A 17,291-nucleotide genomic window follows, 5' to 3' on the forward strand; every position below is an offset into this window, starting at 1 on the left:
ATGTCTACCCCGACCGACGCAGCGGCACGGCACACCGCTACGAGTGTTGCTTGCACTCGTTGAAGACGGACGCCGCGTTCACGAGCGCGAGGTGGGTCAGTCCCTGGGGGAAGTTGCCGAGCAGCTCGCCGCTCGCCGGGTCGATCTCCTCCGAGAACAGCCCGACGTCGTTCGAGGCCTGGAGGAGCTCGTCCATGAGCGCGCCGGCCTCGTCGAAGCGGTGCGCCCGGGCGAGCGCCTCGACGAGCCAGAACGAGCAGGCGAGGAACGCCCCTTCCTGCCCGCGCATCTCGTCGTAGCGGTACAGGAACGGCCCCTCGGCGAGCGCGGCGCGGACCGCGTCGATCGTCCCCGTCATGCGCTCGTCGTCCCCGGCGAGGAAGCCGGCGCGCGAGGCGAGCAGGCACGACGCGTCGAGCGCGTCGGTACCGGCGTGCATCGTGTAGCTGCCCCGCGTGTCCGACCAGCACTCGCGGTCGACGAACGCACGGATGTCATCGCGCGCACCTCGCCATCGGTCGAGGTGGTCACCCGGGATCTGGTCGCGCTCGGCGAGCGCGATCGCACGGTCGAGCGCGACCCAGCAGCCGAACTTGGACGACGTGAACTGCTCGGGCTTGCCGCGCACCTCCCAGATCCCCGCGTCCGGTCGCGGCCAGACCTCGCAGACGTAGTCGGCCGTCCTCGCGAGCATGGCGCCGGTCGAACGGTCGAGCAGGTTGCCGTCGCGGACGTGGATCCACACCGTGTCGAGCACGTGTCCGTACGTACCGAGCTGCAGCTGCGACCCCGCTGCGTTCCCGCTGCGCACCGGGCTCGACCCGCGATACCCGGCCAGCTCCGGGAGCTCCTCCTCCTCGTCGGGGACGCGCCCGTCGAGCCCGTACAGGACCTGCATCCACGGGCTCGTGCGCGCGGCGGCCCGCAGCAACCACACGACGCTCGCGTGTGCCTCCTCGTGGAGGGACAGTCGCATGAGCGCGTCCAGCGTGAACGAGCAGTCGCGCAGCCACGCGTACCGATAGTCCCAGTTGCGATCACCACCGATGCGCTCCGGCAGGGAGGTCGTCGGCGCGGCGACGATCGCGCCGGTTCGCGGGTCGACGAGGAGCTTCAACGCGAGCGCGCTGCGCAGGACCGCCTCGGACCACTCACCGTCGTAGGACGAGTTGGACAGCCACCGCCGCCACCCGTCGACGGTCGCCCGGATGCGCTCCTCGACGTGCTCGGCGGTCGGGATCGGGAGTGCGCCGCCCTTCACGCCGACGAGCGCGAACAGGAGGCGGTGGCCGGCCTCGACGGTGGCCTCACCCCACGCGTCGTGACCGTCGCACGACGTCGCAGGCGCGCCGGTGACCACGAGGCCGAGCAGCGCGTCCGACGCGCCGAATGTGATCGCGTCGCCGCGCCGCTCGACGGTCGCGTCGTGCTGCCCGAACGAGAAGCGCGGTGCGACCCGCCACTGCATCCGCACGGTTCCCGACAACGGCTCGAGGCGCCGTGCGAGCTCGAACCACGGCAGGCGCCCGAAGCTCGAGCGCGTGATGCAGTCGGTGACGCGCACGGCACCGGTCGCGGTGCGGAACGTCGTCTCGAGCACGTTCGTGTGCTCGACGTAGTTGCGTTCGGTGGTGAACGGCTCGACGGGCCGCAGCTCGAACGCGCCGCCGCGGGCCGGGTCGAGGATCGCGCACATCACCGCCGACTCGTCGACGCCGTCGTAGACCAACCAGTCGATCGAGCCGTCCCGCGCCACGAGCGCGAGCGATCGGCCGTCGCCGAGGACGGCGTAGTCACCGATCGGGACGAAGCCCCCGTCACGGCGCGCGCCTGCGCCACCAGCGTTCACACTCCTCGAGGTTGTACCCGGACGCCCCGGTGGGTATCTCGCGGCGAGATCGAACCGCAATGACGGACAGGAGTGACGGATGAGCGACGAGCTGAACGGGAAGCGCATCGCGTTCATGGTCTCCAACGAGGGTGCGGAGCAGGTCGAGCTCACCGAGCCGTGGGACGCGGTGAAGCAAGCGGGTGGGACGCCCGTGCTGATCGCGCCGAAGGCCGGCGAGGTGCAGGCGTTCAACCACCTGGACAAGGGCGACACGTTCCCCGTCGACCGCACCGTCGACGAGGCGCGCGTCGAGGACTACGACGGTCTCGTCCTGCCGGGCGGTGTCGCGAACCCGGACCAATTGCGGACCAATCACGGGGCCGTGGCGTTCGCGCGCGGCTTCGTCGAGGCGGGCAAGCCGGTGGCGGTGATCTGCCACGGCCCGTGGACGCTCGTCGAGGCGGGTGTCGTCCGCGGCCGGACGCTCACGTCGTGGCCGAGCCTGCAGACCGACATCCGCAACGCCGGCGGGCAGTGGGTCGACGAGCAGGTCCACCGCGACGGGAACCTCGTGTCGAGCCGCAAGCCCGACGACCTCCCCGCGTTCTGCGCCGCGATGGTCGACGTGTTCGCGCACGCCGGCGGGCGAGCCGCCGCCTGAGGCCGTTCGCTAGTCTCGTCGGGCCCTTGGGACCACGGTCGGCGAGGAGAAGGGGACGGAGATGAAGGTCGTCGTCAACCGCGACCTCTGCGAGAGCAACGCCATCTGCATGGGCATCGCGCCCGAGGTGTTCGAGGTCCGCGACGACGACGTCCTCTACATCCTCGACGAGCACCCGCCCGAGTCGATGCGCCCGAAGGTCGAGCAGGCCGTCCGCCAGTGCCCGAAGCAGGCCCTCTCCATCGAGGACTGACACTGACCCCACCTGTTCTGTGAAGCCTCAGACACACAGCTTGTGCATGACGCTTCACAGAACGGAGGAGGGGTTGCCCGTCAGATCGCGCGCTCGCGGCCTTCCCAGTACGGGTCGCGGAGCTTGCGCTTGTAGAGCTTCCCGTTCGGGTCGCGCGGCATCTCGTCCACGAAGTCGATCGACTTCGGCATCTTGAACCGGGCGAGCTTCCCCGCGCAGAACCCGAGGATGTCGTCGCGCAGGTCGTCGCCCGCCTCGACACCCGGCGCGGGCTCGACGACCGCCTTGACCTCTTCGCCCCAGTCCTCGTGCGGGATCCCGAACACCGCGGCGTCGCCGACCTTCGGGTGCGTGAGGAGGACGCTCTCGATCTCGGCCGGGTAGATGTTCGCCCCGCCCGAGATGATCATGTCGGCCTTGCGGTCGCGCAGGAACAGCCAGCCGTCGTCGTCGAGGTACCCGACGTCCCCGACGGTGAAGAACTTGCCGACCCGGTTGCGCTGCGTCTTGTCCTTGTCCTTGAAGTACTCGAAGTCGCCCGTCGCCATGTGCATGTAGACCGTGCCGACCTCGTTCGGGCCGAGCTCGTTGCCGTCGTCGTCGAGGATCACGATCTCGGCGTTCGGCCACGCGCGCCCGACGGTCCCGGGGTGCTCGAGCCACTGCTCCGACGTCACGAGCGTGCCGCCGCCCTCGCTCGCGGCGTAGTACTCGTCGATCACCGGCCCCCACCACTCGATCATGCGGCGCTTGATGTCCGGCGGGCACGGCGCGGCCGCGTGCACCATGTGGCGCAGCGACGACACGTCGTAGCGCGCCTTGACCTCGTCGGGCAGCGCGAGCAGCCGGTGGAACTGCGTTGGCACCATGTGGCTGTTCGTCACCCGGTACCGCTCGATGAGCTCGAGCATCCCTTCCGGGGTCCACTTGTCCATGACGACGACGGTGTAGCCGAGGTGCAGCGCGCCGCCCGCGAACACGAGCACCGCCGTGTGGTACAGCGGCGAGCCGCAGATGTGGACGTTGTCGTCGCCGGGCTGCAGGCCGAACAGCAGCAGCATCCCGCCGAACGTGACGGCGATGTCGTCGGGTGGCACGCCCGGCAGCTTCCGCCGCACGCCCTTGGGGCGCCCCGTCGTTCCCGACGTGTAGTTCATGACCGCTCCGGTCGTGCGGCTCTCGGGTCGCGACGTCGGCTGCCCGCGCTTCAGCTCGTCGTAGCTCCGGAACCCCGCGATCTCGCCGACCGCGAAGCGACCTTCCTTCGGGAACGCGATCTCGTCCGCGGCAGCCGCGCACTCGCTCGCGAACCGTTCGTGCGCGACGAACACCTTCGCCTCGCAGTCCTGCACGATGTACGCGATCTCGGGACCGACGAGATGGAAGTTGATCGGGATCAGGTACCAGCCGGCCTGCAGCACCGCGAGATACAGCTCGAACACCTCGACGGAGTTCGGCAGCACCATCGCGATCGCGTCACCGGGCTGCAGCCCCATCGCGCGGAGCCCGTGCACGAGCTGGTTGCACGAGGCGAGCAGCTCACCGGCGGCGACCTCGCGCCCGGACGGATCGACCAGCGCGAGATGGTCGGGATCCTCCGTGGCGAGGTTCCAGAAGCCGAGCTGCATGATCAGTGCCCTCCTGCGGTCGCGGTCGTCGCGGTCGCCTTGGCCCAGCGGTAATCGGGCTTGCCGACGGGAGTCCGCACGATCTCGTCCAGCAGGACGAGCTGGCGCGGCACCTTGTAGCTCGCGATCTTCGCTCGGCAGTGTGCCTGCACGTCGTCGAGCGACGGGTTCGTCCCCGGTCGGGGCTGCACGATCGCGGCGACCCGCTCGACGAAGCGGTCGTCGGGTACGCCGACGACGACGGCGTCGAACACGTCGGGATGCGACTTCAGCGCGGCCTCGACCTCCTCGGGGTACACCTTCTCGCCGCCGGTGTTGATGCACACCGAACCACGGCCCAGCACGGTGATCGTGCCGTCGGCGTCGATCGTGGCGTAGTCGCCGGGGACGACCCAGCGGCGGCCGTCCGCGGCGGTCAGGAACGTCGCCGCGGTCTTCTCGTCGTCCTTGTAGTACGCGAGCGGGATGTGTCCCGACCGCGCCAGGCGGCCGACGTCACCCGATCCCGGCACGACGGGGACGAGGTCGTCGTCGAGAACGGTCATGAACGGACCCATCGTGAAGCGTGGTCCCGCGGCCGGACCGTCCAGGTCCATCACGCTGCCGCCCGCCCCCGTCTCCGACGCACCGAAGCTGTCGACGACGACGGCCTGCGGCATCAGCGCGCGCAGCTGGTCCTTCACCGCGCGCGACAGGATTGCTCCCCCGGAGCCGATCGCGACGACGTTGCTCGCGTCGTGGTGCTGGTCGGGATCGAGGAGCGCCTCCGCGAGCGGGCGCGCCATCGCGTCGCCGACGACCATGATCGACCGCGCGCCCTCGCGTTCGGCCATCCGCCAGACCTCGTGCCCGTCGAAGTGGTGCGCGGTGTTGAGGATGGTGGTGTTCCCGGCGAAGAACGCGATGCACGTCACCCACTGGCCGCCCCCGTGCATCATCGGCGCGTTGCAGATGCTGACCAGCTGCTCACCCTCGGGCGCGACGCGCGTCGCGAGCTCCTCCGGCGTCGTGATCGGCGGCTTGCCGAACCCGCCGCCACCCATCGCCGCGAAGAAGATGTCCTCGTGGCGCCACACGACACCCTTCGGCATCCCGGTGGTGCCACCCGTGTAGAGGATGTACAGGTCGTCGGAGGAGCGGGGCGGGAAGCCCCGCGCGGGTGACGACGCGGCGAGCGCCGCTTCGTACTCCAGCGCGTCGTGCGCGTCCTCGTCAGTGCCGTCCTCGAGGACGACGAGATGACGCAACTGGGGGACGCCATCGCGGATGTCCGCGACGAGCGGTGCGAACGCGCGCTCGTGGACGAGCGCGACGACATCCGCGTTGTCGAGGATGTAGCGCGCCTCGTCCGCGACGTAGCGGTAGTTCAGGTTGATCGGGACCGCGCTGATCTTCCACGCCGCGAGCATCGCCTCGACCCACTCGGCGCGGTTCCACGAGTAGATCCCGACCTTCTCGCCGCGCACCACGCCCGCGTCCGACAGATGGTGCGCGAGACGGTTCGCCCGCTCGTCGAGGTCGCGATACGTGAGACGGCGATCACCGGCGACGAGCGCGAGACGGTCGGGGACGGTGTCGGCGACGATCTCGAAGAGGTCCGCGAGGTTGAAGCTGCGGCGCCCGCGCGCGTCGCCGGCGCCGGGGGAGGTCGGCACGGCGGCAGTAGAACACGTTCCGTTCCGGCGCGGCAAGGTCTCGCTGACGGCGCGTCAGGTTGCCGGTTACCCTTGCGCCGAATGGCGATCAGCGCGCAGCCCGACCGCGTCCCAGAGGAGGACGTCCGCGCGACCGACGGCCGGGTTCCCGGGCGTCGCGGCATCGCGACCCGCCGGCGGTTGCTCGACTGCACGGCGGAGCTCCTCGGCTCGACGTCGTACCGCGACATCAAGGTCATCGACATCGCGCGCGAGGCGGGGACGTCGCCGGCGACGTTCTACCAGTACTTTCCGGACGTCGAGCAGGCGGTGCTCGTGCTCGCGGAGGAGCTCGCGGCCGACGCCGAACCCATCGTCGAGCTGGTGAAGGGCGACTGGCGCGGTGAGAAGGGTGCGGCCACCGCGCGCGCCGTGGTGGACGCGTTCCTCGAGTACTACGAGCGCCACCGCGCCGTGTTCCGCGTCGTCGACCTCGCGACCGGTGAAGGGGATCTCCGGTTCAAGCAGTTGCGCACGCGAGCGCTCGGCGGGATCACCGACGCGCTGTGCGCGGTGATCGGCGAGTTCCAGCACGACGGGAAGCTCGACGCTGACGTCGACCCGAAGGCGACCGCGTTCATCATGGTCGCGATGCTCGCCCACTCCGCGGCCCACCGGTACGGGTTCGAGTTCTGGGGCGTGCGCACGTCCGCGCAGGTCGACACGCTGACACGCGTGCTGACGTGGAACGTGACCGGCCGGAAGCCGAGGAAGAGCGGCTGATGCTGCTCGACGGGCGCGTCGCGATCGTCTCGGGGATCGGGCCCGGCATGGGGCGGGACATCTCGCTGACGCTTGCTCGTGAAGGCGCCGACGTCGTCCTCGCCGCGCGTCGCGAGACGAAGATGCGCGAGGTCGCGGCCGAGGTCGCGGGTCTCGGTCGTCGTGCGGTCTGCGTCCCGACCGACATCACCGACAAGGAGCAGTGCGGGCGCCTCGTCGCGACCGCGCGCGACGAGCTCGGACGGGTCGACGTCCTCGTGAACAACGCGTTCGCGGAGGAGGACTGGGCGACCTTCAAGGGCTTCGACCTCGAGCGGTGGCGCGCGCCGTTCGACGTCAACGTGTTCGGAACCCTGCAGCTCAGCCAGGCCGTCGTGCCCGTCATGAAGGCGCAGGGCGCCGGGTCGATCGTGATGATCAACACGCTGTCGACGCGTGTCGTCAACCCCGTGCTCGGCGGGTACGCGTCGTCGAAGGGCGCGCTGCTCGTCGCCGCGCAGGTCATGGCGAAGGAGCTCGGCGCGTACGGCATCCGCGTGAACTCGGTCGCCCCGGGCCACATCTGGGGGGACTCGCTGAAGCACTACTTCGAGCACCTGGCGCGCCAACGGGGCGTCACGCCCCAGGACGTCTACGACGACATCGCGGGGCAGACCGCGCTGCACCACATCCCGACCTCCGAGGAGATCTCTCGCGCGGTGCTGTTCTTCGCGTCCGATCTGTCGCGCGTCATCACCGGGCAGACGCTCGACGTGAACGCCGGCCGCGTCTTCCACTGAGGCTGCCGTGCTGCTGAAGGACAAGACCGCGATCGTCTCCGGTGTCGGGCCCGGGCTCGGCAAGGAGGTCGCGCTCGCGTTCGTCCGCGAAGGCGCGTCCGTCGTCATCGGCGCGCGGCGCGAGTCGTACCTGCGAGAGGTCGCGGCCGAGCTCGAGGCGCTCGGTGGCACGGTGCGCTACGTCCCGACCGACGTGTCCGATCCCGACCAGTGCCGGCGCATGGTCGACGTCACGCTCGACGAGCTCGGCCGTGTCGACGTGCTCGTGAACAACGCCTTCGCGCCCGACGTGTTCCAGCCCTTCGACTCGGTCGACCTCGACGCGTGGCGTCACATCATGGACGTCAACCTGTTCGGCTCGCTGCAGCTCACCGGCGAGGTGATCGAGCCGATGAAGGCCGCGGGCGGCGGCTCGATCGTGTTCGTGAACTCGATGATCACCCGCAAGGTCCTGCCGCTGCAGGGCGGGTACGCGACCTCGAAGGGCGCGCTGCTCACCGCCGCGCAGGTGCTCGCGAAGGAGCTCGGCCCGCACCGGATCCGGGTGAACTCCGTCGTGCCCGGATACATGTGGGGGCCCTCGGTCGAGATCTACCTGAAGATCCTGGAACAGCAGGACGGCCGGCCCGCGCAGGAGCACTACGACGAGATCGCGTCGCACATCCCGCTCGGGTTCATCCCGCCCGACGAGGACTGCGCCAACGCCGTGGTGTTCTTCGCCTCCGACCTGTCCGCCGTCGTCACGGGCCAGTCGCTCGACGTGAACGGCGGCGAGGTGTTTCACTGAGCGAGCGAGCCGAGAGGCGAGCGGAAGCGTGGCCGAGCGGCCCGGCGCCGAAGGCGCCAAGAGCGGAGAAACTGAATCGACCGGAGAGCGTCGACTACGCGGCGAACCTGCTGCGGCTGGTCGGGCTCGACATGCCCGTCGACGGGCCGCCCGATCCCGGCCCGGCCGACGACTGGGCCGCGTCGGGTGCGATGTTCCTGACCGGCGAGGCCGACGGCCCGCCCCGCGTGCTCCGCGGGCCGGTGTGCGCGCGGCTGCGTGGTTGCGCGCTCGCACTGCACGCGCTCAGCGGCGGTGCCGTCGCCGTCGACGGACCCGCGCTGCTCGGCGAGCGCGCCGCGATCGCGCACCTCGGGAGGAACGGGACGACCTCACCCGGCGGCAGCTGTCGCCTGCTCCAGGCGCGCGACGGCTGGATCGCGGTCAACCTCGCGCGACGCGACGACTTCGCGATGCTGCCCGCGTTGCTCGCGCGCGAGCTCGCCGGGGATCCGTGGGCCGCGCTCGAGAACCACGTCGCGACGCACGGCGCCGAGGAGGTCGTCACGCGTGCGCAGCTCCTCGGCGTCCCGGCCGCGGTCGTCGCGCCGCCGCGCGACGGAGCCCCACCGTTCGCCGTGACGCGCGGAGCACGGCGTCGGCGGCGCGATCCACCGCTCGTCGTCGACCTGTCAGCACTGTGGGCCGGGCCGCTGTGCACGAGTCTCCTCGGTCTTGCCGGCTGCGACGTCGTGAAGGTCGAGAGCCGGGCACGTCCTGACGGCGCCCGGCGCGGACCACCGGCGTTCTTCGACCTGATGAACGCGGGCAAGCGCAGCGTCTGCGTCGAGCTCGGGACGCCCGCCTGGCGGGCGCTGGTCGAGGCGGCCGACGTCGTCGTCGAGAGCTCGCGCCCGCGCGTGATGGAACAGGCCGGCGTCGACGTCGGCGCGCTCGTCGCGCGCGGCACCGTGTGGGTCTCGTTCACCGGGTACGGGCGTGGCGGCGACTGGCGCGACCGCGTCGCGTTCGGTGACGACGCCGCAGCCGCGGGGGGCGCGTGCGCGCTCCTCGCCGGTGACGACGGCGTGCCGATGATCTGTGCCGATGCCTTCGGCGATCCCGTCGCCGGGCTCCACGGCGCAGTCGCCGCACTCGCCTGTCTCTCGGACGGCCGGGGCGCGCTCGTCGACGTCTCGCTTCGTGATGCCGTCTCCGCCGTGCTCGCGGGCGGACGATCGGACGCTGCGGTCGCCCACGTACCCGTCGAGGTCGCGCCACCGCGCGCGCGACCGTCGCCCGGTCGCGGGCCGGCGCTCGGCGCGCACACGGAGGACGTTCTGGCGCAGCTCGGGTTCCAACGGGTGGAATAGGCGCGTGGCGCGGATCCGCATCCCCGACGGGGACGACCCCGAGATCGTCCGAGTGTGGTCGCTGCAACCGGAGATGTCCGCGGCCCTGAACGCGCTGACGGACGCCGTGCACAACAAGAGCATCCTGCCGCCCCGCGAACGCGAATGCGTGCGGATGCGGATCGCGCAGATCAACGACTGCCCGATATGACTGGGCTGGCGCGTCGCGTCGTTGGCGCGACACGGGGTCACCGAGGAGATGTATGCGCACGTCGCGGACGCGCACGAGCGTGACGACTACACGGCTCGTGAGAAGCTCGCCATCGAGTACGCCGAGCGGTTCGCGCTCGACCACCTCGACCTCGACGACGAGTTCTTCGTGACGCTCCGCGAGCACTTCAGCGACGCCGAGATCCTCGACCTCACGATCGTCATCGGCGACTACCTCGCGTTCGGCCGCCTCACGCAGGTCCTGAAGCTCGACCAGTCGTGCAGCCTTGACGGCTGACGGTCGGGAGCTCGCGGGGCTCGCCGCGCTCGTCACCGGCGTCGACCGCCCCATCGGGGACGGGCTCGCCCGCGCGCTCGCCGACGCGGGCGCGACCGTCGCGGTGCGCGGTAGCCATCTCGACCCCGTCGACAACGTCTTCGCCACGGCGCGCGACGAGCTGGGCGCGGACGTCGACGTCGTCGTCCACGCCGCGCTGCCGCCCGGCGCCGCGGAACTGCTCGCGTTCGAAGAGGTGACCGACGAGCGTTGGGAAACCGTCTGGGAGCGCGGGATGCGCACGACCCTGGCGCTGCTGCAGGGTGCGTTCCCCGCGATGCGCGAACGTGGTCGCGGCCGGTTCGTGTTCGTGTCGCCGACACTGTCGATGTCGGGCGCGCCGGGCTTGGTCCCGCTCACCGCGTACGTCGAGGGCCAGCGACTGCTCGCGAAGTCGGCGGCACGCCAGTGGGGTCCGTACGGCATCACCGTGAACTGCGTCGCGCCCGCGCCCGAGCTCGCGGTGGCGGGAACTGCCGCGGGCGCGGTGTCGCTCGCGGCCCCCGCCCTCGGCGGCCCCGGCGACGCGCGTGACGACCTGGGGCCGGTGGTCACGTTCCTCGCGTCGGACGCCGCGCACTTCGTGACGGGCGTGACCGTCTGTGCCGACGGCGGTGTGTGGATGGCGCCGTGACGCTCGACGGTCGCGTCGCGATCGTGACGGGCGCCGGGCAAGGGGTCGGTCGGGGCATCGCGCTCGCGCTCGCGGCCCGTGGCGCGCGCGTCGTGATCGCGGCACGGCGCGCGGAGACCGGCGATCCCGTCGCGCGGGAGATCTCGGAGCGCGGAGGCGAGGCCGAGTGCATCGTGACGGACGTGACACGCCGCGACGACGTCGAGCGGTGCGTCGACGCGACCGTCCGGCGGTTCGGCGCGCTGCACGTCATGGTCCACAACGCGTACGCCGGTGGCATCGCGCACCGCTTGGAGGACGTCGGCGCCGAGCTCTGGGAGCAGAGCTCGAGGACCGCCGTCTGGGGCTCGTTCTACTGCGCGCAGCTCGCGTTCCCGCACCTGCGGGATGCGGGCGCGCGCGGCCGGTTGGTCCTCGTCACCTCCCCGGCGGGCGTCGAGGGGAGCGCGAACATCCCGCTGTACGCGCCGGTGAAGGCCGCGCAACGTGCGATGTCGAAGAGCCTGGCGCGCGAGTGGGGTCGGTACGGGATCACGGTGAACTGCATCGCACCGGTCGCGGAGACGCCCGCGCTCGCGCGCGCGTTCGAGCTCACCCCGGAGCTGAAGGGCCGGCTCGAGGCGCGCACGCCACTCGGCCGCGTCGGCGACGCCGAGCGCGACGTCGGCGGTGTCGTCGCGTTCCTCGCGTCGGACGACGCCGGCTACGTCACCGCGCAGACGATCGTCTGCGACGGCGGCAGCTTCACCGGGTTGTGACGACGACCGTGCGCCGGAAGGCGCCCGGTCGTCATGTCTTCGCAGCCGCTCGCCTTAGCCCGCGAGCTCGTCGCGGACCTGGCGGCGCAGCACCTTGCCCGTCGCGGTCGTCGGGAGCTCGTCGGTCACGACGATCACCTGCGGGGCCTTGAGCGAGCCGAGCGTCTCGCGGGCCCAGACGACGATCGCGTCGACGTCGTCGTCGGCGTCGGGGCGAAGCGTCACCATCGCGCCGATCCGCTCGCCCCACTCGACGTCGGGGAGCCCGACGGCGGCGGCACCCGTGACCGCGGGATGGCGCAGCAGCGCGTCCTCGATCTCGGCCGGCGAGATGTTCTCCCCGCCTCGGATGATGACGTCGTCGGCGCGGCCCGACACGAAGAGGTAGCCGTCGTCGTCGAACCATCCGACGTCGCCGGTGTGCAGCCAGCCGTCGGCGTCGAGCTGCGACGGCTGGTCGACGTACCCGCCGCCGACCTGCGCGCCGCGCACGAGGACCTCACCACGCTCACCGACCGCGAGCGCGTTGCCATCCGGATCCGCCACGACGACCTCGATCCCGGGCACGGGCCGGCCGACGGACTCGAGCCGCCGTCTCGCGCGCTCGTCGGCTCCGAACGCGTTGCGGTGGTCGTCCGGGCCGAGCACAGCGATCGTCGAGCTCGTCTCGGTGAGTCCGTACGCGTTCACGAACCCGGTGTCGGGAAGCAGTGCGAGGGCGCGCTCCAGGACCGGCGCGGGCATGCGCGCACCGCCGTAGGCGAGGTGACGCAAGGTGGGCACGCGCGCGTCCGGATCGGCGTCCATCGCGGAGACGATGCGGGCGAGCATCGTCGGCACGACGAACGCGTGCGTGACGCGCTCCTCGCGTGCCGTCCGCAGCCACGCCTCGGCGGAGAAGTTCGGCAGGGGGACGATGCGACGACCTGCGTACGTCGAGCTCAGCACGGCGGCAACGCCCGCGACGTGGAAGGGCGGCACGGCGAGCAGGACCGCCTCGTCCTCGTCGGCGGACGCGAACTCGACCGTGTTGAAGATGTACGACAGCAGGTTCTCGTGGTGGAGCACCGCGGCCTTCGGCGCCGCGGACGTGCCGCTCGTGAACAGCAGGATCGCGGGGCGCTCCGGCGCTTCAGGGAACGAAGCGGCCGCGTCGCCGTCGCCGTCGTCGGTGGTCCACTCCTTGGCGACGGTCTCGTCGACGACGACGGCGGGCCGGACACGCTCGACGAGCTGCGTCAGCGCGTGATCCGGGAGCCGGTAGTTCAGCGGCGCGTAGCTCGCGCCCGCCCACGCGGCGCCGAACAACGCGACCGGCACGATCGGCCCGGTGCGATCGGTCAGCGCGACCGTCGACGCGCTCGCGGCCGTCAGACGGGCAGGGACGCGCGCCGCGAGGCGGCGCAGCGCGTCGAACGACACGCCGTCGCCACGCGACCCGATCGCGATCCGGTCGCCGAGACCGTCGGCTGCCATGTCGAGCACCATCGCCAGGTTCACGCACGCTCCATTCCGTTCGCGAGCGCGTACACGCGCTCGACCAGCATGTCGCGCGGGACCACCTCGTCCACCAGTCCCCATTCCAGCGCGCGTGACGCGTCGACCGTCTCGCCCGTGAGCAACAGCTCCAGGACGCGGGCGCTGCCGATGCGCCTTCGGAGCGACACAGTCCCCCCCGCGCCCGGCACGAGGCCCAGACCGAGCTCCGGGAGGCCGATCCGCGTGTCGTCTGCTGCGACGACGCGTGACGCGAACGCCGGCAGCTCGATCCCGGCGCCGGTGCATGCGCCGTGCAGCGCGACGACGAGCCGGTCGCGCAACGCGTCGACGACACGCGCGACGCAGCGCGTCAGCCGGACGACGTGCGCAGTTGCGGGATCCGGCGCGGTCCCGAACTCGCCGAGGTCCCCGCCGGAGCAGAACGACGGCCCGTCGGCGCGCCACACGACCGCGCCGTCACCCGCTGCGAGCGTCGTGAACGCTTCGTGGAGCGCGTCGCGCATCGCGAGGTCGAACGCGTTGTGACGCGACGGGCGGGCCAGCACGACGCCGGTGACCCCGTCGCGTTCCTCGAGCCGGACGCGCGGGGTGTCGGCGTCGCCGGCGGGTGTGATGCAACGAGTGGCGAGCCACGCCCGGTGCTCGGGGCCCGACTGCAACATCGAGTACGCGGCCGATTCCGCGACGAGCCCGGGCCACGTCTCCGTGGGCGCCGTGCGCAGCAGCACCGCCGCCGACACCGCCGCCACCGGGGCGCGCGCGAAGCCCGCCGACCATGCGAGGACATCCCGGTCGTCGTCGGTCACCAGGTCGACGGCGTCGACGGGCACCTCCCGCGCGTCGGTGAGCGCGATCGTCAGCGCGGGAAGCTCGCGGAGGGCATGCCGCGTCCGTTCGTCGGCGTCGCGCAGGCCGTCGCCCTCGATGCACACCAGCGAGGGCTGTGCACCGAGCTCGTCGCGCAGCGACCGGACGGTCCAGCGGCCGGCGTCGCCGCCGAGCAGGCGGGCGTCGAGCCGGAGCGTCGCCATCGCGCTCCGTCGGTCAGTCGGACGACGGCAGCGGCTTCGCCTGGAGGATCTCCATCGGCTTGCCGTGGCACTCGAGCGTGCCGTCGCCGGCCTTCGTGACCAGCGCCGTGGCCTCGCACTCGGTGCAGGTGTACCGCTTGCCGAGGCTATTGGGCACCGGCGTTCTCCTGCTCCCTCGAGCCCATCTCCTGGCCGCAGCACGACAGCGGGCCGGTGGGCGCCTTGACGACGATGATCTCGGTGCCGCACTTCGCGCAGCGAAGGCGCGTGCCGACGGAAGGTGCGCTCATGCGGCCCAGGCTATCCGTACGATCGACGGCCGTGACCGAGACGTTCCGCGACATCCGCTTCGAGGTCCACGACGGCGTCGCGGTCGTCACGCTCGACCGGCCCGATCGGCTGAACGCGTTCACGGGACGGATGGGCGACGAGCTCGGGCGCGCCTACGCACGCTGCGACCGCGACGACGACGTGCGCGCCGTGGTCGTGACGGGTGCCGGCCGCGCGTTCTGCGCGGGCGCGGACTTCGAGCGCGGTGCGGACACCTTCGGGGCGCCGGCGGACCGCGCCGAGCGGCCGTTCACCGCCTCGCCGATCAGCCCGCCCGCGTGGGAGGTGCGCAAGCCCGTCATCGCCGCGATCAACGGGCACGCGATCGGCATCGGGCTCACGATCCCGATGCAGTGCGACATCCGGTTCGTCGCGCAGGACGCGCGGCTCGCGTTCGTCCACGTCCGCCGGGGCGTGATCCCCGACGCGCACTCGCACTGGACGGTGCCGCGGGCGGTGGGGTTCGCGACAGCGGCCGAGCTCCTGCTGACGGGCCGCGAGGTCCGCGGCTCGGAGGCGGTCGCGTTGGGTCTCGCGAGCCGCGCCTTGCCCGCGGAGGACGTGCTCCCGGCGGCCGTTGAGCTCGGGCGCGACATCGCGGTCAACACGTCGCCGCTCTCGGTCGCGTTGAGCAAGCGGCTGCTCTGGCAGAGCCCGACGCCCGACCGTGACGGGGTCGAGCGACTCGAGACGGAGCTGCACCGCGTCGTCATGGGGCGCGACGACGCGCGCGAAGGTGTCGTCGCGTTCATGGAGCACCGGGCGCCGCGCTGGCGGTCGAGCCCGACGGCGGACTGGCCGGACGGCGTCTTCTAGGTCAGCGCGAACACCCGCAGCGCGTTCTCGCGGAGGAACCTCGGCCACACGTGGTGGCGGAACGGCACGTCCTCGAGCTGCGTGAAGATCGTCTCGAGCGAGAGTCCCATCGGGAAGTAGCCCGCGTAGATCACCTTGTCCGCGCCGCGGGTGTTCGCGAACTCGACGATGTCGCGCGGGTAGTGCTTCGGCGCGAACGCGCTCGTCGAGTAGTAGAGGTTCGGCCACTTCAGGAGGAGCTTCACCGCCAGCGCGGTCCACGGCTCGCAGCCGTGACGCGTGACGAGTGTCAGCTCCGGGAACCGGTAGCAGATCTCGTCGATGCGCATGACGTCCTGGGGCGCGGCGGGGACGCGCGGACCGGGCACGCCGAGGCACATGCACATCGGTATGCCGAGGTCGATGCAAGCCGCGTACAGCGGGTACCAACGGGCGTCGTCCGCGGGGACCTGCGGGAAGGTCCCCGCGGGGAACGCGCTCGCGGCCTTCACGCCCAGCTCCTCGACGGCGCGCCGCAGCGCGCGGACGCCGTCCATCCCCGCGTTCGGGTCGACCTCGAAGCTCGCGAAGAATCGGTCGGGGTGGTTGCGCAGCGCACCGAGCGCGCGCTCGTTGCCGAAGCTCGCGGTGATCATGGCCCGCTCGACGCCGAAGCGGTCCATCTCCGTGAGAACCGCGGCGACGGTGTCGTCGGCGAAGCGCGCCGCGGGAAGGTTCTTGAACATGTACTCCGCGGGGAACCGGAAGCTCGACAGCGACTCCTCGTCGCGCAGGAGTGGACGGAGGTGTCCGAGCCACGTCATGTCACCCGGTTCGGGCGGGATCCCGACCATCGTGTCGACGACCGCGATCCCACTCGGCATCGTCACGTCGCGAACCCGATGTCGAGCGGCGGTGGCGGCGGAAGGCCGAGGTCCTTGGCGAGCATCTGCGCCGGGATGCTGCTCACCGCCATCGTCGAGTCCGGTGGGATGAGCTCGAACTCCACGAGCATCTGCCCGATGCGCATCATGATCACCGCGAAGCGCAGGCCCGCGAAGCGCTCGTACCACTCGAGGTGCTCCGCTCGCCGCCCGAGCGCGTCCTCCCAGGTCGCGACGAGCTCGGAACGGGGCGGGAACCCTTCGAGCGGCGGGATCCCGATGCCTTCCGTGAAGTGGCGTTCGCAGAACAACCACCAGGCGAGATCCATGACGGGATCGGCGAGGGTCGCCATCTCCCAGTCGAGCACCGCGGCGAGGCGGAGGTCGCGGTCGAACATCTGGTTGCTCACGCGCGCGTCGCCCCAGCACAGCGCGACCGGACCGCCGGACGGCGGCTTGTTCGCGCGCAGCCACTCGAGCCCGGCCTTCGCCACCGGGAACCGGTCCGGCTCCCCGCGCGCGGCCCACGCGAAGGACTCTTCGTAGTAGCGGAGCTGTTGGTCGACACCGGTCGGCCCGTACTGCGGCTTGTCGAGGAACTCGAGGCCGAGCGCGCGCCAGTCGAGACGGTGGATGCGAACCAGCGCGTCGAACCCGGCGCGGATCGCCCGGCCGCGCTGCTCCGGTGTGGCGTCGAACAGGACACCGGTGACGGTGTACGGCGGATTGTCGGTCGCGGCGGTCCCGTCGACCTTGCTCATGAGGAAGAACGGCGCGCCGAGCACCGCCTCGTCGTCCTCGTACCAGTGCACGCGGGGGACGGGGACGTCGGTGCGCTCGCCGAGCGTCTTCAGCACGCGGTACTGCTGCTCGAAGTCGGACTCGAGGAACACGCGGTAGCTCGTCGGCTTCACGCGTACGACGAAACCTTCCGTGCGCGCCGCGCCGTCGCGGCCGGTCCAGGACGCGTCGAAGAGCAGCGTCTCGTTCGAGAAGCCCGTCATCGCGGGCGCGCTGATGGGACCGACATCGACGCTCGGCACGTCCAGCTTGCGGGCGAGCCACTCGCCGATGACGGTCCGTGCCTTCTCGAGGTCCCGTTGCTCGGGGATCGGCATCGCGTCG

General features: G+C 71.4%; 20 protein-coding genes. 11 read left to right on the forward strand and 9 right to left on the reverse strand.

Translation table 11 applies throughout. The features are described from left to right. Positions 1-37: 37 nt before the first annotated feature. Entirely contained in the window at positions 38-1,849 is a 1,812-nt protein-coding gene (locus VFC33_14860; GenBank protein HZR14517.1) for a glycoside hydrolase family 15 protein, read from the reverse strand. Positions 1,850-1,928: 79 nt separating this feature from the next. Here VFC33_14860 and VFC33_14865 point away from each other — a divergent pair, with 79 nt between their 5' ends. Together VFC33_14865 and VFC33_14870 are read left to right on the forward strand one after the other, a co-directional pair. Beyond that, positions 1,929-2,492 carry a type 1 glutamine amidotransferase domain-containing protein gene (locus VFC33_14865; GenBank protein HZR14518.1) on the forward strand — a complete coding sequence of 188 codons (564 nt, stop codon included), beginning with the start codon at positions 1,929-1,931 and terminating at the stop codon, positions 2,490-2,492. Positions 2,493-2,553: 61 nt separating this feature from the next. Further along, on the forward strand, positions 2,554-2,745 hold the full coding sequence (locus VFC33_14870; protein HZR14519.1) for a ferredoxin: 192 nt from the start codon (positions 2,554-2,556) through the stop codon (positions 2,743-2,745). 80 nt (positions 2,746-2,825) lie between these two features. Here the strand turns inward: VFC33_14870 and VFC33_14875 are convergent, their stop codons facing one another. Both VFC33_14875 and VFC33_14880 read right to left on the reverse strand, forming a co-directional pair. Then, the gene (locus VFC33_14875; protein HZR14520.1) at positions 2,826-4,373 is read right to left on the reverse strand and encodes an acyl-CoA synthetase; all 1,548 of its coding nucleotides are present in this window, start codon (positions 4,371-4,373) and stop codon (positions 2,826-2,828) included. Positions 4,374-4,375: 2 nt separating this feature from the next. Further along, positions 4,376-6,028: an acyl-CoA synthetase gene (locus VFC33_14880; GenBank protein ID HZR14521.1), complete on the reverse strand. Its 1,653-nt coding sequence runs from the start codon at positions 6,026-6,028 to the stop codon at positions 4,376-4,378. Positions 6,029-6,109: 81 nt separating this feature from the next. Between VFC33_14880 and VFC33_14885 the strand changes: the two genes are divergently transcribed. The 8 genes from VFC33_14885 to VFC33_14920 all read left to right on the forward strand — a co-directional run bounded on the left by VFC33_14885 (position 6,110) and on the right by VFC33_14920 (position 11,626). Continuing rightward, positions 6,110-6,790: a TetR family transcriptional regulator gene (locus VFC33_14885; protein HZR14522.1), complete on the forward strand. Its 681-nt coding sequence runs from the start codon at positions 6,110-6,112 to the stop codon at positions 6,788-6,790. Then, positions 6,751-7,569, forward strand: coding sequence for an SDR family oxidoreductase (locus tag VFC33_14890; GenBank protein HZR14523.1), 819 nt, complete (start codon positions 6,751-6,753; stop codon positions 7,567-7,569). The genes VFC33_14885 and VFC33_14890 overlap by 40 nt, the downstream gene beginning before the upstream one ends. A gap of 7 nt (positions 7,570-7,576) precedes the next feature. Further along, on the forward strand, positions 7,577-8,356 hold the full coding sequence (locus tag VFC33_14895; GenBank protein HZR14524.1) for an SDR family oxidoreductase: 780 nt from the start codon (positions 7,577-7,579) through the stop codon (positions 8,354-8,356). A 131-nt stretch (positions 8,357-8,487) separates the two neighbouring features. Beyond that, complete coding sequence (locus VFC33_14900) at positions 8,488-9,708, forward strand: CoA transferase (protein ID HZR14525.1); 1,221 nt, start codon at positions 8,488-8,490, stop codon at positions 9,706-9,708. A 4-nt stretch (positions 9,709-9,712) separates the two neighbouring features. Then, a complete protein-coding gene (locus VFC33_14905; protein ID HZR14526.1) occupies positions 9,713-9,898 on the forward strand; it encodes a carboxymuconolactone decarboxylase family protein in 186 nt (61 codons plus the stop codon). A gap of 21 nt (positions 9,899-9,919) precedes the next feature. After that, positions 9,920-10,195 (forward strand): hypothetical protein, encoded by a 276-nt coding sequence (locus tag VFC33_14910; GenBank protein HZR14527.1) that lies wholly within the window; start codon positions 9,920-9,922, stop codon positions 10,193-10,195. After that, a complete protein-coding gene (locus VFC33_14915; GenBank protein ID HZR14528.1) occupies positions 10,185-10,868 on the forward strand; it encodes an SDR family oxidoreductase in 684 nt (227 codons plus the stop codon). Before VFC33_14910 ends, VFC33_14915 begins: the two co-directional genes overlap by 11 nt. Further along, positions 10,865-11,626, forward strand: coding sequence for an SDR family oxidoreductase (locus VFC33_14920; protein HZR14529.1), 762 nt, complete (start codon positions 10,865-10,867; stop codon positions 11,624-11,626). Before VFC33_14915 ends, VFC33_14920 begins: the two co-directional genes overlap by 4 nt. A gap of 54 nt (positions 11,627-11,680) precedes the next feature. On the opposite strand, the gene VFC33_14925 is transcribed toward VFC33_14920, so the two are convergent. The 4 genes from VFC33_14925 to VFC33_14940 are packed head-to-tail and all read right to left on the reverse strand — an operon-like array spanning position 11,681 to position 14,447. Further along, entirely contained in the window at positions 11,681-13,126 is a 1,446-nt protein-coding gene (locus VFC33_14925; protein HZR14530.1) for a class I adenylate-forming enzyme family protein, read from the reverse strand. After that, on the reverse strand, positions 13,123-14,157 hold the full coding sequence (locus VFC33_14930; GenBank protein HZR14531.1) for an enoyl-CoA hydratase/isomerase family protein: 1,035 nt from the start codon (positions 14,155-14,157) through the stop codon (positions 13,123-13,125). The genes VFC33_14925 and VFC33_14930 overlap by 4 nt, the downstream gene beginning before the upstream one ends. A gap of 13 nt (positions 14,158-14,170) precedes the next feature. Beyond that, positions 14,171-14,314 (reverse strand): hypothetical protein, encoded by a 144-nt coding sequence (locus tag VFC33_14935; GenBank protein HZR14532.1) that lies wholly within the window; start codon positions 14,312-14,314, stop codon positions 14,171-14,173. Next, entirely contained in the window at positions 14,304-14,447 is a 144-nt protein-coding gene (locus tag VFC33_14940; GenBank protein ID HZR14533.1) for a desulfoferrodoxin, read from the reverse strand. Before VFC33_14940 ends, VFC33_14935 begins: the two co-directional genes overlap by 11 nt. 31 nt (positions 14,448-14,478) lie before the next feature. On the opposite strand from VFC33_14940, the gene VFC33_14945 reads away from it, so the two are divergent. After that, complete coding sequence (locus VFC33_14945; GenBank protein HZR14534.1) at positions 14,479-15,303, forward strand: enoyl-CoA hydratase-related protein; 825 nt, start codon at positions 14,479-14,481, stop codon at positions 15,301-15,303. Here VFC33_14945 and VFC33_14950 read toward each other — a convergent pair. Beyond that, complete coding sequence (locus tag VFC33_14950; protein ID HZR14535.1) at positions 15,300-16,172, reverse strand: amidohydrolase family protein; 873 nt, start codon at positions 16,170-16,172, stop codon at positions 15,300-15,302. The genes VFC33_14945 and VFC33_14950 overlap by 4 nt on opposite strands. Beyond that, positions 16,169-17,284 carry a phosphotransferase family protein gene (locus VFC33_14955; protein HZR14536.1) on the reverse strand — a complete coding sequence of 372 codons (1,116 nt, stop codon included), beginning with the start codon at positions 17,282-17,284 and terminating at the stop codon, positions 16,169-16,171. The genes VFC33_14950 and VFC33_14955 overlap by 4 nt, the downstream gene beginning before the upstream one ends. Positions 17,285-17,291: the final 7 nt, after the last annotated feature.

This window comes from Acidimicrobiia bacterium (genome assembly GCA_035651955.1).
In the GTDB taxonomy this organism is placed as follows: Bacteria; Actinomycetota; Acidimicrobiia; order IMCC26256; family JAMXLJ01; genus JAMXLJ01.